Consider the following 13,305-nt stretch of genomic DNA (forward strand, 5'->3'; position numbering starts at 1 on the left):
GATAATCAGGGTGCTTATGTAGCACCCTAAATTTATGATGGTATTACCGCTCTTGGCATTCGGGATATCAATATCCATAGCAGAGCAAACATCAGTAGCGCGTATAAACTCTTCCAGCCAATCATCACCAGCAAGAGACAACACAGCACACTACCAATCACCGACATCACCCGCGAGCGCCCGCTCAATAAACGAATCCCAGCCAACATGCAGAGCAAATAGATCAGCACGAAAATGCCGTTGGCATAAACAATCAGTAAATCCAATGGTAGAGAGAGCCAGTAGATCAACAGCGCAAATGCCAGACAACTGCCCACCACCGCCGTCAGCGCATAAACCGGGGTTTGCCCAGCTGAAAGCTGCGCCAGCTTACTTTGTGGCCGCACTTGAGCTTGTGACCACACCATGCGGGCAAAGCTCTGGGTGTAGATATTGACGCTGGCAAAGCAGGCCAGATAGCCAATAATGCAAGCAATCCATAGCGCATGTTCGCCGAACAGTTGCACCACAATTCTGGGTAGCGAGGCTGCCGCGACCTGCGCTTCGCCATAGGCATGGAAGTGCAGCACGGCTACCGTACATCCCCAGTAGACCGCCCCCGCGACCAGTAGGCCCACCATCAATGCTCGGGGGAAATCACGTTCGGGATGGCGAAACTCTGTCGCCAGATGCGCGAAAGCTTCCAGCCCGACAAAGCACCAAAACATCACGGCGAGCGCACTGAACATATTTGGCGGGGAAATATCTTGCGGCGATGGCCAAGGTATCTGTGATGGGCGAATATCTCCCTGCCACCAAATAGCCACCACCAGCGCGATGACCAGCAGCGCAATCAGGGTCTGCACATTGGCACTGGAACCCGCACTGCGCGTCCCTAACAGCCAAATGACCAGCAAGGTCACCAGTTGCACCATTAACAGTTCACTATCGCGCCAACCAAAGGTCGCCTGCCAAAAGCCAGCGGCAATTTGTAAGGCGGCAGGAAGACCGACGGGAATGACCGAGAGAAATAGCCAGCCGGTGACTTTACCCAACTGCGGCCCGAAAGCCAGGGTGACGAAGTGAGCAGCACCACCGGCACTGGGGAAGTGGCGGCCTAAAGCAGCAAAAGCGATCGCGATCGGAAAAACCAGCACAATCAAAATTGGCCAGGCCCACAAGCTATCATCACCCGCCAGCATGGCCGCCAGTGCTGGCACGGCAAAAACGCCGGTGCCCAGCAGTGAAGTGGACAACAACCCGACTCCCTGTGCGAGACTTAACTCCTGTTTTAGTCCACTCACCACTCACATCCTATGCAGCTAATATTGTCAGCACCCTTTTGGCGCTAACCTAACCACGACCGTTTTTGATGGATTGAATAATATTGGTGGTAGAGACACCATCCTCAAAATTCAGCACCTTAACTTCACCACCGGCGGCCCAAACCTCGGCACTGCCCGCGATCTCATCTGGCTTATAATCACCGCCCTTCACCAGTAGGTCCGGCAAAATATCAGCGATTAAGCGCTGCGGGGTGTCCTCTTCAAACGGCACCACCCAATCCACGGCTTCCAGCGCACCTAATACGATCATCCGCTGATCCAGTGGGTTAACCGGGCGTTTTTCGCCTTTCAAGCGCTTGGTCGAGGCATCACTGTTCACCGCGACAATCAGGCGATCCCCCAGCTTGCGGGCATTAGCCAGATACGAGACATGGCCGGCGTGGAGGATGTCAAAAATGCCGTTGGTCATCACCACTTTCTCGCCACGCTGGCGAGCCTGCGCCACGGCTTTTTTCAGTTGTTGCTCATCCATCACCCCAAAACCGGTTTCGGCCCGGCCACGGATGGCATTCTCCAGCTCAATCGGCGAAACCGTTGAGGTTCCCAACTTACCAACCACCACGCCAGCTGCGGCATTCGCGAGGAAGCATGACTCTTCGAGGCTGTTTCCAGCCGCCAGTGCCGCCGCCAACACGCCAATCACGGTATCACCGGCACCGGTCACATCGAAGACTTCCTGCGCCTGTGTTGGCAAATGTAACGGCGGTTTACCCGGTTGCAGCAAGGTCATCCCTTGCTCCGAGCGCGTCACCAGCAGAGCGGAAAGTTCAAAATCGGCCACCAGCTTCATGCCTCGACTGACCAACTCCTCCTCGTTTTTGCAGTGACCCACTACCGCTTCAAATTCAGATAAATTAGGTGTCAGCAGGGTTGCGCCGCGATAACGCTCAAAATCGCTGCCTTTAGGATCGATCAGTACCGGAACTTTCGCTTTACGAGCCAATTGAATCATCGGCTGTACACTGTTCAATGCGCCTTTGGCGTAATCGGACAGCACCAGCGCGCCAATCTGTGGCAGCGCCTGTTGAATGCGCTCAAAGATAGGCTGAGGATCAACGCCATCAAAACCCTCTTCAAAATCCAGGCGGATCAGCTGCTGGTTGCGGGAAAGCACCCGTAATTTGGTGATGGTCGGGTGCGTGGGAACCGAGACAAAATCACAGCGCACCTGAACTTCATTTAGCTTGCTGGTCAGGGCGCGCGCGGCATCGTCGATACCGGTCAAGCCCACTAAGCGGGAGATGGCACCAAGGGAGGCGATGTTCATCGCGACGTTCGCCGCACCACCGGGGCGCTCCTCAATAGTATCAACTTTGACCACGGGAACTGGCGCTTCCGGTGAGATCCGGCTGGTTGGCCCATACCAGTAGCGGTCTAACATCACATCACCAACGACTAATACTCCGGCGCGACGAAAATCAGGCAGCGTGACTTTCATACGTTTGCCCCCCACTGTGAGCTGTTATTAACCCCGAAAACACGCATCCTTCGCTCCAATATTGTGTTCATTATATGGCGCCAGATAATATCACAGACACCTTGCTTACCATTAATAACCGCAACCTATGCATCAGTTGGCGTTGATATCAGCCATTTATGCCAACTAGCGACCACCTGTGCTCTCTCGGCGATAAAGCTATCGGCGGCCACCTTGCTGGATTGCTCCTGCAACGCCAGATGGTGGATCTCATCGCGCATGGTGACATAAGCACGGGTCAGCGCGGCGGCCTCATCCAGCGGCATAATATCGTTATTCGCCATCAGCTCAAAAATGCGCACATTATCTGACCAACGGGTCAAACGTGGCTCACTGGCGGCATAACGCAGCACCAGATATTGCGCGATAAACTCAATATCAGTGATCCCACCTTCGTCCGTTTTGATATCAAAAATATCGCGCTGTTTGCTGCCCAAATGATTGCGCATTTTCTCGCGCATTTCGCGCACTTCCTGCTGCAATTGCGGGGCATCACGGTGGCGGCATAAAATTTGCTGGCGAATGGCGTCAAACTGCTGATGCAGCGCCGGATCGCCATAGACAATACGGGCGCGAACCAGCGCCTGATGCTCCCAAGTCCAGGCCTCATTTTGCTGATAATCAGCGAAAGCCTCGACGGTGCTGACCAACATGCCAGCTTCACCGGATGGCCGCAGCCGGGCATCGACCTCATACAAAATACCTGACGAGGTGCGGGTGCTAAATAGGTGCATGACTCGCTGGGCCAAACGCAGATAGAACTGGCGGCCATCAATGCTGCGCTCGCCGTCGGTCATCACCTCTAGCGGGCAGTCGAGCAAGAATACTAAATCGAGATCTGAGCTGTAACCCAGCTCCCATCCCCCCAGCTTGCCATAGCCAATCACCGCGAAACCACGGCCTTCGCGCTGCTGCAAATGGCTCGGCTGACCATAGCGAGCCACCATCTGGTTCCAGGCTTGCTGGATAACCGCATCAATAATGGCCTCTGCCAGATAGGTTAAGTGATCGCTCACTTTCATAACTGGCAGCGCCTCAGTGATATCACCGGCGGCAATGCGTAATTGCTGCGCCTGCTTAAACTGGCGCAACGCCTCCAACTGCTGCTCTTCGTCATCTTCCGGCACCCGCAGCAAATATTGGCGCAATTCATCGCGGTAAGCACCGGGTTCCAGCGGCTGATAGAAGGATTGTGGATCGAGTAATTCATCCAGCAGCAATGGGTAGCGAGCTAACTGGCTAGCCACCATCGGCGAGGCCGAACAGAGACGGATAACGTGTTTTAGCGCCGCATGGTACTCCACCAGCAATTCCAGATAAGTGGTGCGGGTAACGATGCTCAGCAGCAGTTGAATCAGCCGGCTAAGCGCAACATTAGCATCAGGACGCGGACAGACCTCAGCGAACAGCCGCGGCATCAGTTGATCCAGCACCTCACGGCCACGGGGGCCAATGGTGCGTTTATCCATATCGTGGCGGAACTCATTGATAGTGTTCAGTAATTGGCGGCGCGCGGCCTGGTCTAAATGCGGTGTCAGTGGAGCTAAATCACACTCTTCCAGCGCATCCTGCCATAAACTTTTGTACAGCCCATGGCTGGGATCTTCGCCAATATCGGGGGTATCGTCGCCAATCAGGTCATCAAACACCCCACGCACCGCTTGCATATGCTGTTCCAGCGCCGCACTCATGGCGGCCCAATCCCCATACCCCATGCCCCAAGCCAATCGGGCCTGATTGAGCGCATCACCGGGCAAGGTCTGGGTTTGCTCATCAGCAATGGCTTGCAGCAGATTTTCCAGGCGGCGCAAAAACAGATAGCTGCCAATGAGATCCGCCACTTGCGGCTCCGGTAATAAGCCCAACTCCGCCACCGCCTGCAAGGTGGGCAGCAAAGCCCGCTCTTGTAGGCGCGGTTCGCGGCCACCACGAATCAGCTGAAACACCTGCGTAATAAACTCAATCTCACGAATACCGCCCGCGCCCAGCTTGATATTGTCTTTCAGGCCACGTCGGCGCACTTCACGGGCGATCATCCCCTTCATGTTGCGCAGTGATTGAATCACGCTGAAATCAATATACCGGCGGAAGACGAAAGGCCGCAGGGTCTGGCGCAGCTCCTTACTGTAGTGGTCTTCAGCGCCGCCCATCAGACGCGCTTTAACCATCGCATAGCGCTCCCAGTCACGGCCCTGTTCCTGGTAATAATCTTCCAGCGCCGCAAAGCTCAACACCAGGGGGCCGCTATCGCCAAACGGGCGCAGACGCATATCCACCCGATAGACAAAGCCGTCAATGGTTTGCTGATCGAGCGCCTTGATCAGCCGTTGGCCCAGGCGGGTAAAGAACTGGGCATTGTCCAACTGCCGCCGCCCCCCATGCGTTTGACCACTCTCTGGATAAGCAAAAATAAGATCGATATCAGAGGAGAAATTCAGCTCACCGCCGCCTAACTTGCCCATGCCCAAAATCAGCAGCGGCTGCGCTACACCCTCACCATTGCATGGTGTGCCGAACTCACGACAACATACCTGATAGAGCCAGTCGCGGGCCGCGATAATCAGGGTTTCAGCCAACCAACTGAGTTGCTGCAAGGTGTCAGTCGTGGCACTGCTTTGCAGTGCCTGTGACCAGGCGATACGTACCATAATCCGGCGGCGAAACAGCCGCAAAGCGGCTAACAGCGCAGCTTCATCCTGCACCTCGGCCAGCGCCTGGCTGAGCCACTGCGGATAAAGTTGCCACTCCTGCGGTTGCGGCGGCTGTTGATGCAACTCCACCAGCCATTCAGGGTGAATCAGGAGCATGTCACTGACAAAATCACTCAACACCAATACAGCTATCTCTTCATCACCTAAGCTCAGCGGCGTCGGTAACTCATGAAAGCGCTGCTGTACATTCTGCGCCTGAATCTGTAATTCCGGGGGGAGTGGCAACATAGCGAATTCCTTGGATACCCATCGAACTTGAAGTCGCAGCGGCGTTTACTTATCACCTGCCTGCAACTTCAATGAGTTAGGGTATATGTTCGACTAACGGACAGCACCGTTCAGCCAAAAGGCTGCCTGCGCCAATGCTTCTTTACGGGCGGTATCGCGCCAATGGCCTTGACGCTCCATAATTGCCAGCTGCAAACCAAACCAGCCATCAATATATGGGTGCCATTCACTCTGTGGATAGAAACCAGAGAGCAGCTGGAAGGTCATAATCTGCCGATTCAAACGGGGGAGTTGGGCCAGATAGCCGTCGTCATCCATATGGTGAGCAAATGCCTCTTTCAGATCGGCGGCACTGCGGCTCAGCATGATGTCGCAGAAGCGCTTAAATGAGCCATCGAACTTCGCTTGCGCCTTGGCATCCATAAATGGCCGCCAGCCCGCAGTGACTAGCCACGATGTGAGCGCTAACTTACATTTCAGATAATCGGTGCTATAACAGAGCTGCTCCGCCTTCACGTTTTTCGGTTCTAGCTGTGGCTCTAGCGCAATCAACAGCGCCCGCAGTTCGGTGCTGGCTTTGCGCGGCACTAATCCACCGAAAATCGCCAGAGTCTGACGCACCATAGCTAATGCTTCAATAATCATCGCCTTAGCCGCTGATTCGCCACCTAACCACAGCTCTTCATGGTATTGCCAGTGATCCAGCGCCATCTCCAGCCCGGCCACCATTCCCTGCTCGACAGTCGATTTTGGCGCTGGTTGCAGAACCAGCAATGGCCGCAGTTCGCGAGGAGGATTGCCTTGTGCCAGGTGGTAGCCGCGCGCCGCTTTACTCAGACTGCCCTGACGTAAACCGCCGATTTGCGCCAATTCAGTGGCCAGTGCCAGTAAATCAGCCTGATTACCTTGTTTCAGCTCAAGCTCAATTTCGCTCAATGGCTCAGACAGCTCACCAGCACTAATCGATCCTTGATCAAGAGCAAGCTCTATCTCGCTCTCACCGTAAGTGATTGCCCACTTCTCACGGGTGAAATCAGTGCGAAACAGCGGTTGTAACTCAGCTTGCAGCGCCTCAACCGACCACCCTTCTGGCCAGATATCTGCCGGAAAACGCGCCAGATCGAGTTTGTCGCTATCAATATCGACATTGTATTCAGGCCGTTGATGTAAACCGCCGACCACTTTGCCACCACTCTTCACTGTCATTTCATAACGACCATCATAACCACGAATACGCAGGCCAATATCATGCTGGCGCAGGCGGTTATCTGCGGTCTCAAAATAGATGTTCGCCAGTGTTTGCGGCGCTGAATGCTGGCTCTGCCAGGATGTGAGCCGCTCCGGCAACGCCGCGATGGCCGCAGGCGTAGCAATAAATTTTAGTTCTATTTCAACGGTCATAATTTCATTCACACCGGTATGTTGCGAGATTACGGGCATTATGCCTTTTTCACGGTGATTTGCCTGTTTTACACAAAAAACCGCTCGGCAGCCCCAAGTCAAAGCCTATTTTAACCTGTTTTAGCCGATCTGCCCTAAGGCTTCATAATACAAATTTTCACTGCGGTAAAAATAGCCAATAAAGTGGCCCAGGCCGCGCTGGCTATGAGAGTAAGATAGTTCTCATTCCGGTTTATGCGTTGCGTCGGCAAACTGAACACACTACTATCGTTCCATAAATTCACTCATAAATGACTCTCTAATGCAGAAAATACGCCTAATTTGTCTCGCGGTGCTAAGTCTCACTCTCTCTTGGGGCGCGCACGCTGAAGAAAAACGTTACATCTCTGATGAGCTGGATACCTACGTTCATAGTGGCCCCGGTAATCAATACCGCATTGTTGGCACGCTAAAAGGTGGGGATGAAGTCACCCTGATAAGCGTTGATGAAGGCACAAATTATGGCCAAATCCGCGACAGTAAGGGTAAAACCACGTGGATCCCACTGAATCAGTTGAGTGAAACACCAAGCTTACGTATTCGGGTGCCAGACCTTGAACAGCAGGTCAAAACACTGACTGATAAACTGGCTAATATTGATAATAGCTGGAATCAGCGCACCGCAGAGATGCAGCAGAAAGTCGCTGCCAGTGATAGCGTCATCTCCGAGCTGCAAAAAGAGAATGAATCACTGAAAAACCAGTTAGTGGTTGCTCAGAAGAAGGTCAGCGCAGTCAATCTGCAATTGGATGATAAGCAGCGCACCATCATCCTACAGTGGTTTATGTATGGTGGCGGTGTCGCGGGGATTGGCTTATTGCTGGGCCTGGTGCTGCCGCATCTGATCCCAAGTCGTAAAAAGAATAATCGTTGGATGAACTGATATCCGCTGTAACGTCAACAACGAAGGGTTTACATGGAAATCTATTTGGTCGGCGGTGCCGTCCGCGACAACTTATTAGGCCTACCGGTGACCGAGCGGGATTGGGTGGTGGTGGGCGCGGCGCCGGAACAGCTGCTGGCACAGGGCTACCAACAGGTGGGCAAAGATTTTCCGGTTTTCCTTCATCCAGTCAGCCATGAAGAGTATGCGCTGGCCCGCACCGAACGTAAATCAGGCCAGGGTTACACTGGTTTTACCTGCTATGCCGCTCCTGATGTGACGCTGGAAGAGGATTTACTGCGCCGCGATCTAACCATTAATGCCATTGCCCGCCGTGATAACGGTGAGTTAATCGACCCCTATCACGGCAGACAAGATTTAGAAAATAGGCTGTTACGCCACGTCTCCGAGGCATTTGGCGAAGATCCACTGCGTGTCCTGCGGGTTGCCCGTTTCGCTGCCCGCTTTGCTCACTTGGGCTTTACTGTCGCCCCTGAGACTCAATCATTGATGGCGGCAATGGCACAAAGTGGCGAGCTGTCTGCTCTAACGCCAGAACGGGTCTGGAAAGAGACCGAGAAAGCGCTGAAAACACAAAACCCACAGATCTATTTTCAGGTGCTGCGCGATTGCGGTGCATTGGCGGTGCTGTTCCCTGAAATTGACCGCTTATTTGGTGTTCCTGCGCCGGAAAAATGGCACCCGGAAATTGATACCGGTATCCATACCCTGATGACGCTGGCTATCGCCGCTCAACTCACTCCTGAGGTTGATATTCGCTTCGCCGCCCTTTGCCATGATTTAGGCAAGGGTCTGACGCCAAAAGAGTTTTGGCCACATCACCATGGACATGGCCCTGCGGGCGTCAAATTGGTTGAGCAATTGTGTCAGCGTTTACGCGTGCCTAATCCGGTGCGTGATTTGGCAAAACTGGTGGCGGAGTACCATGATCTCATCCATACAGTGAATAAGCTTCGCCCTGAAACTCTGCTCAAATTATTTGATGCGATTGATGTTTGGCGCAAGCCAGAGCGCCTTGAGCAGATGATCATGACCAGCGAGGCGGATGCCCGTGGTCGCACTGGATTTGAAGATAATCCCTACCCACAAGGGGATTATCTGCGAGCCGCATTCCAGATTGCCAATGGCGTATCGGTGCAGGAAGTGGTCGCCAGCGGGCTACAAGGGTTGGCGATTCGTGACGAACTGAAACGCCGCCGTCAACAGGCGTTGGCGCAATGGAAGCAAGCTCAGGAAATTGCGCCAGAATAAACTCTGACCGCCATCAAACAAAAAGCCCTGATTAATCAGGGCTTTTTTATGCTTCAAACTCATCACGCGGTTACATAAAGACCCAGTACACCGCAGCGGCGACCACAAAGCGATAGATGGCAAAAGGTACAAAGGAGATGCGTTTAATCAGTGACAGGAAGGTTTTGATAGCAATCAGCGCGACAATAAATGCGGTGATGAATCCGACGGCAAACATCGGCAAATCACCCAGTGTCAGGAAGTGCAGACTCTTATATAAATCCAGCCCGCTGGCCCCCATCATCATCGGCACCGCCAAAATAAAGGAGAACTCAGAGGCGGCATAGCGATTAACGCCGACCAGCATCCCGCCAGAGATGGTAGCACCAGAACGGGAGAACCCCGGCCACAGTGCCAGACACTGGAAGCAACCGATGGCAAAAGCCTGGCGATAGGTGATGTCATCCAGCCCGACGGCTTTCGCATTTTTAGGTTTGAACCACTCAGCGGTCAATAGCAGCAAGCCACCGGCAACCAAGGCATACATGACACTGTGCGGGTTAAATAGCGACTTGATGACATTGTGGAATACCAATCCCAGCCCCACAGCGGGCAGCATCGCCAGTAAAATATGGCCTAAGGTCAGATGGCCGCTGGTTTTCCCCTCATGAGGTACAGCGCCAAAATGGATGCCAATCAGGCCAAACAACCGCCGCCAGAACACCACTACCACGGCCAGAATCGACCCTAGCTGAATAATGACTTCAAAGGTCTTGGCTTTGTCACCAGTAAAGCCCAGTAACTCGCCGACAATAATCATATGCCCGGTAGATGAAACCGGCAGAAACTCGGTCAGCCCTTCTACTACACCCAGAACAAAAGCCACAAACAGCGAATACATATCCGTCATCAACGATACCCAATGCCATATTATAGAAACCAAAAAAACGGCAATATTGAAAACCATAGGATTAACAAAACGATATGGTTAACAAAACAGTGCCGTTCAAATTTAATATTTAATTAACTTATCACGCTATCCAATGCAATCAGACCACATTATCGATGCAGCGTTGCACTTTTATGTCATCCCGGCGAAAAAATAGCCCATCACTCAGTCAGGACGTTGGCCACGCTCGATCACCACGCCGACATTTCTGGCTTGAGCCACTGCCCCCGGTTTGCTGACCTTAATTCGCACCCAAGGCGACTTAAAGCGCTGTAGCAGCAGTTCGGCAACCTCTTCAGCCACCCGTTCGACCAAGGCAAAACGTTGTAATTCCACATGTTTTATGACGCTATCACTGATATCGGCATAACTCAGGCAATCATTCACATCATCACTGACGGCAGCTTTGCGATTATCCCAGCCCATTTCGATATCGAACACCAGCTTTTGCTGAATGGTCTGCTCCCAGTCATAAACACCGATGGTGGTTATGACGCTGAGTTCTTCAATAAATACGATATCCATCACGCCACTCTCTGTTTTTGTGCTCGCCGGATACCACTTCCAGCCGAATATGCGTATTATCCACTGATGTGGGGATTAAAACGATCATTATTCAACAGGGCGGTGTTATGAGTGCTATCGCGCTTGGCATGATTATCTTCGCGTATTTGTGTGGCTCTATTTCCAGTGCGATCTTGGTCTGCCGGGTTGCCAAGCTGCCAGATCCGCGTGTGCATGGTTCCGGTAATCCCGGTGCCACCAATGTACTGCGCATTGGTGGCCGCGCTGCTGCCGCAACCGTCCTGATTTTTGATGTGCTGAAAGGCATGTTGCCAGTTTGGATAGCTTATCTGCTGCATGTTTCGCCACTCTATCTTGGCCTGACCGCTATTGCCGCCTGCCTCGGCCACATTTATCCGGTATTTTTCCACTTTAAAGGTGGCAAGGGTGTTGCCACAGCATTCGGTGCTATCGCGCCCATCGGCTGGGATCTCACTGGCCTGATGACCGGCACTTGGTTGTTGACGGTATTGCTGAGCGGCTATTCATCTTTAGGGGCCATTATCAGCGCCCTGATAGCCCCCTTCTACGTCTGGTGGTTTAAACCGCAATTCACCTTCCCTGTCGCCATGCTCTCCTGCCTGATCCTAATGCGCCACCACGATAATATTCAACGTTTATGGCGCGGAAAAGAGAGTAAAATCTGGGACAAACTCAGAAAGAAAAAACAGAAAACCGCCGCCGAAGAGGCCGCAGAGTTGGAAGAGAAAGAGGATTAGTTTTGCCGAATGACCTCGCCATCCCACCGAATCCAGAATGACTGAGCGGGAGCGAGGCAAGGCGCAGGGAGTTGAGAGAGGGAGCATACGTCAGTATGTGAGCATCGCGAGATGGCGCGGCAACACAGCCGCAGCCCCACTCAAACTTTCTGATCAGACTTTCGGCAACTCAGCCAAAGGCCAACGCGGCCTGACCGAAACGCTCAACTCACTACTCGCGCCACTTTTCAGTCGAATCAAACCCGCATAGGCGATCATCGCCCCATTATCGGTGCAAAATTCTGGCCGGGCATAGAACACCTCACCACCCCGCTTTTTCATCATTTCAGCCAGCTTTGAGCGCAAAGTGCGGTTAGCACTAACACCACCAGCGATGACCAGGCGCTTGAAACCGGTCTGATCCAGCGCACGTTTGGATTTAATCGCCAGCGTATCCACTACCGCATCTTCAAATGCACGGGCAATATCGGCACGAGTTTGATCATCAGTGCCATTGGCACGAATCGTATTTGCTGCAAAGGTTTTCAGACCAGAAAAACTGAAATCCAACCCAGGACGGTCAGTCATTGGGCGCGGGAAGGTAAATCGCCCCGCAGCGCCTTGTTGCGCCATACGCGACAGCATCGGCCCACCGGGATAGTCCAGCCCTAATAATTTGGCTGTTTTATCGAAAGCTTCACCGGCGGCATCGTCAACAGATTCGCCCAGCAACAGATATTCGCCGATACCAGTTACGCTGATCAATTGGGTGTGACCACCGGAAACCAGTAACGCGACAAAAGGAAATTCAGGCGCATTATCTTCCAGCATCGGTGCCAGTAAGTGGCCTTCCATATGATGAACCGGCACCGCAGGGACACCCCAGGCAAATGCCAATGCACGGCCTACTGTGGCCCCGACCAATAATGCGCCAACCAAGCCCGGACCGGCGGTATAGGCCACGCCATCGATCTCTTTGGCACTCAGATTGGCTTCTTTCAATGCCGCCTGAATCAGCGGCACCGTTTTGCGCACATGATCACGGGAAGCCAGCTCAGGGACAACGCCGCCATAATCAGCATGCAATTTAACCTGACTGTACAGTTGGTTAGCTAACAGACCGGTTTCATCGTCATACACTGCAATTCCGGTTTCATCGCAGGACGTTTCTATACCCAAAACTCGCATTACATTTCCCATCATTCACGTGCGACCGATAGTTTAGCATAACAGTGACGCCCGTCATGATTTCTGATCCCAAATTGCGGGGCAAAAGTCCCATTTTGGGTCTCCGACGACACAAATGTTGTTGATAGTTTTCATATTTGAAAAGAGTGTTGATAAATTCGATCAATGCCCCTGTTTAGTATATAATCAGCGGCCGTCGCACCCTTAGGCACCAACTTTCTTGTAAAGGACGGGTCGACATTACAGGGGCGTGCCTGTTTCAATTTGCTGTGGTGCTTTACAAAGCAGCATCCATTGAAGTAAAATTCCGCACCATTTTGAGAAGGCTGGCGATTGGCCAGCAGCAAACCGATTTCTATTGAGGTGAGAGGCACATGCCGGTAATTAAAGTACGTGAAAACGAGCCGTTCGACGTAGCTCTTCGTCGTTTCAAACGCTCTTGCGAAAAAGCAGGTGTTTTAGCTGAAGTTCGTCGTCGTGAGTTCTATGAAAAACCGACTACCGAACGTAAACGCGCTAAAGCTTCAGCTGTGAAACGTCACGCGAAGAAATTAGCTCGCGAAAACGCACGCCGCACTCGTCTGTATTAAT

11 protein-coding genes are annotated in these 13,305 nt (G+C 52.8%); 4 read left to right on the forward strand and 7 right to left on the reverse strand.

The window, feature by feature from the left end:
* Positions 1 to 32: 32 nt before the first annotated feature.
* The 4 genes from yjeH to HRK25_RS03350 form a co-directional block, all read right to left on the reverse strand.
* Entirely contained in the window at positions 33 to 1,283 is a 1,251-nt protein-coding gene (gene yjeH / locus HRK25_RS03335) for an L-methionine/branched-chain amino acid transporter (RefSeq protein ID WP_032896508.1), read from the reverse strand.
* 49 nt (positions 1,284 to 1,332) lie between these two features.
* The gene (gene hldE, locus HRK25_RS03340; protein WP_005271071.1) at positions 1,333 to 2,763 is read right to left on the reverse strand and encodes a bifunctional D-glycero-beta-D-manno-heptose-7-phosphate kinase/D-glycero-beta-D-manno-heptose 1-phosphate adenylyltransferase HldE; all 1,431 of its coding nucleotides are present in this window, start codon (positions 2,761 to 2,763) and stop codon (positions 1,333 to 1,335) included.
* A 125-nt stretch (positions 2,764 to 2,888) separates the two neighbouring features.
* Positions 2,889 to 5,741, reverse strand: a complete 2,853-nt coding sequence (glnE, locus tag HRK25_RS03345; protein WP_005271070.1) for a bifunctional [glutamate--ammonia ligase]-adenylyl-L-tyrosine phosphorylase/[glutamate--ammonia-ligase] adenylyltransferase — start codon at positions 5,739 to 5,741, stop codon at positions 2,889 to 2,891.
* A 93-nt stretch (positions 5,742 to 5,834) separates the two neighbouring features.
* Positions 5,835 to 7,142: a CYTH domain-containing protein gene (locus HRK25_RS03350; protein ID WP_032896563.1), complete on the reverse strand. Its 1,308-nt coding sequence runs from the start codon at positions 7,140 to 7,142 to the stop codon at positions 5,835 to 5,837.
* Positions 7,143 to 7,443: 301 nt separating this feature from the next.
* Between HRK25_RS03350 and HRK25_RS03355 the strand changes: the two genes are divergently transcribed.
* Both HRK25_RS03355 and HRK25_RS03360 read left to right on the forward strand, forming a co-directional pair.
* Entirely contained in the window at positions 7,444 to 8,064 is a 621-nt protein-coding gene (locus HRK25_RS03355; RefSeq protein ID WP_005271065.1) for a TIGR04211 family SH3 domain-containing protein, read from the forward strand.
* Between the two features lie 33 nt (positions 8,065 to 8,097).
* The gene (locus HRK25_RS03360) at positions 8,098 to 9,336 is read left to right on the forward strand and encodes a multifunctional CCA addition/repair protein (protein ID WP_005271063.1); all 1,239 of its coding nucleotides are present in this window, start codon (positions 8,098 to 8,100) and stop codon (positions 9,334 to 9,336) included.
* 70 nt (positions 9,337 to 9,406) lie between these two features.
* Here HRK25_RS03360 and bacA read toward each other — a convergent pair whose 3' ends face one another.
* The gene (gene bacA / locus HRK25_RS03365; protein WP_032896505.1) at positions 9,407 to 10,225 is read right to left on the reverse strand and encodes an undecaprenyl-diphosphate phosphatase; all 819 of its coding nucleotides are present in this window, start codon (positions 10,223 to 10,225) and stop codon (positions 9,407 to 9,409) included.
* Positions 10,226 to 10,429: 204 nt separating this feature from the next.
* Positions 10,430 to 10,789, reverse strand: a complete 360-nt coding sequence (folB, locus tag HRK25_RS03370; protein WP_005271061.1) for a bifunctional dihydroneopterin aldolase/7,8-dihydroneopterin epimerase — start codon at positions 10,787 to 10,789, stop codon at positions 10,430 to 10,432.
* A 107-nt stretch (positions 10,790 to 10,896) separates the two neighbouring features.
* On the opposite strand from folB, the gene plsY reads away from it, so the two are divergent.
* The gene (gene plsY / locus HRK25_RS03375; RefSeq protein WP_032896502.1) at positions 10,897 to 11,547 is read left to right on the forward strand and encodes a glycerol-3-phosphate 1-O-acyltransferase PlsY; all 651 of its coding nucleotides are present in this window, start codon (positions 10,897 to 10,899) and stop codon (positions 11,545 to 11,547) included.
* 153 nt (positions 11,548 to 11,700) lie between these two features.
* Here the strand turns inward: plsY and tsaD are convergent, their stop codons facing one another.
* A complete protein-coding gene (gene tsaD, locus HRK25_RS03380; RefSeq protein ID WP_032896499.1) occupies positions 11,701 to 12,714 on the reverse strand; it encodes a tRNA (adenosine(37)-N6)-threonylcarbamoyltransferase complex transferase subunit TsaD in 1,014 nt (337 codons plus the stop codon).
* Between the two features lie 374 nt (positions 12,715 to 13,088).
* Between tsaD and rpsU the strand changes: the two genes are divergently transcribed.
* Positions 13,089 to 13,304: a 30S ribosomal protein S21 gene (gene rpsU, locus HRK25_RS03385; RefSeq protein ID WP_001144069.1), complete on the forward strand. Its 216-nt coding sequence runs from the start codon at positions 13,089 to 13,091 to the stop codon at positions 13,302 to 13,304.
* Position 13,305 lies beyond the last annotated feature (1 nt).

This window comes from Yersinia bercovieri ATCC 43970 (genome assembly GCF_013282745.1).
In the GTDB taxonomy this organism is placed as follows: domain Bacteria; phylum Pseudomonadota; class Gammaproteobacteria; order Enterobacterales; family Enterobacteriaceae; genus Yersinia; species Yersinia bercovieri.

Bases quoted from the DNA above. Each gene is read 5' to 3' on its own strand.
- rpsU (WP_001144069.1), top strand. From the start codon at position 13,089: ATGCCGGTAATTAAAGTACGTGAAAACGAGCCGTTCGACGTAGCTCTT.
- HRK25_RS03350 (WP_032896563.1), bottom strand. From the start codon at position 7,142: ATGACCGTTGAAATAGAACTAAAATTTATTGCTACGCCTGCGGCCATC.
- glnE (WP_005271070.1), bottom strand. From the start codon at position 5,741: ATGTTGCCACTCCCCCCGGAATTACAGATTCAGGCGCAGAATGTACAG.
- folB (WP_005271061.1), bottom strand. From the start codon at position 10,789: ATGGATATCGTATTTATTGAAGAACTCAGCGTCATAACCACCATCGGT.
- plsY (WP_032896502.1), top strand. From the start codon at position 10,897: ATGAGTGCTATCGCGCTTGGCATGATTATCTTCGCGTATTTGTGTGGC.
- HRK25_RS03355 (WP_005271065.1), top strand. From the start codon at position 7,444: ATGCAGAAAATACGCCTAATTTGTCTCGCGGTGCTAAGTCTCACTCTC.
- bacA (WP_032896505.1), bottom strand. From the start codon at position 10,225: ATGACGGATATGTATTCGCTGTTTGTGGCTTTTGTTCTGGGTGTAGTA.
- hldE (WP_005271071.1), bottom strand. From the start codon at position 2,763: ATGAAAGTCACGCTGCCTGATTTTCGTCGCGCCGGAGTATTAGTCGTT.
- tsaD (WP_032896499.1), bottom strand. From the start codon at position 12,714: ATGCGAGTTTTGGGTATAGAAACGTCCTGCGATGAAACCGGAATTGCA.
- HRK25_RS03360 (WP_005271063.1), top strand. From the start codon at position 8,098: ATGGAAATCTATTTGGTCGGCGGTGCCGTCCGCGACAACTTATTAGGC.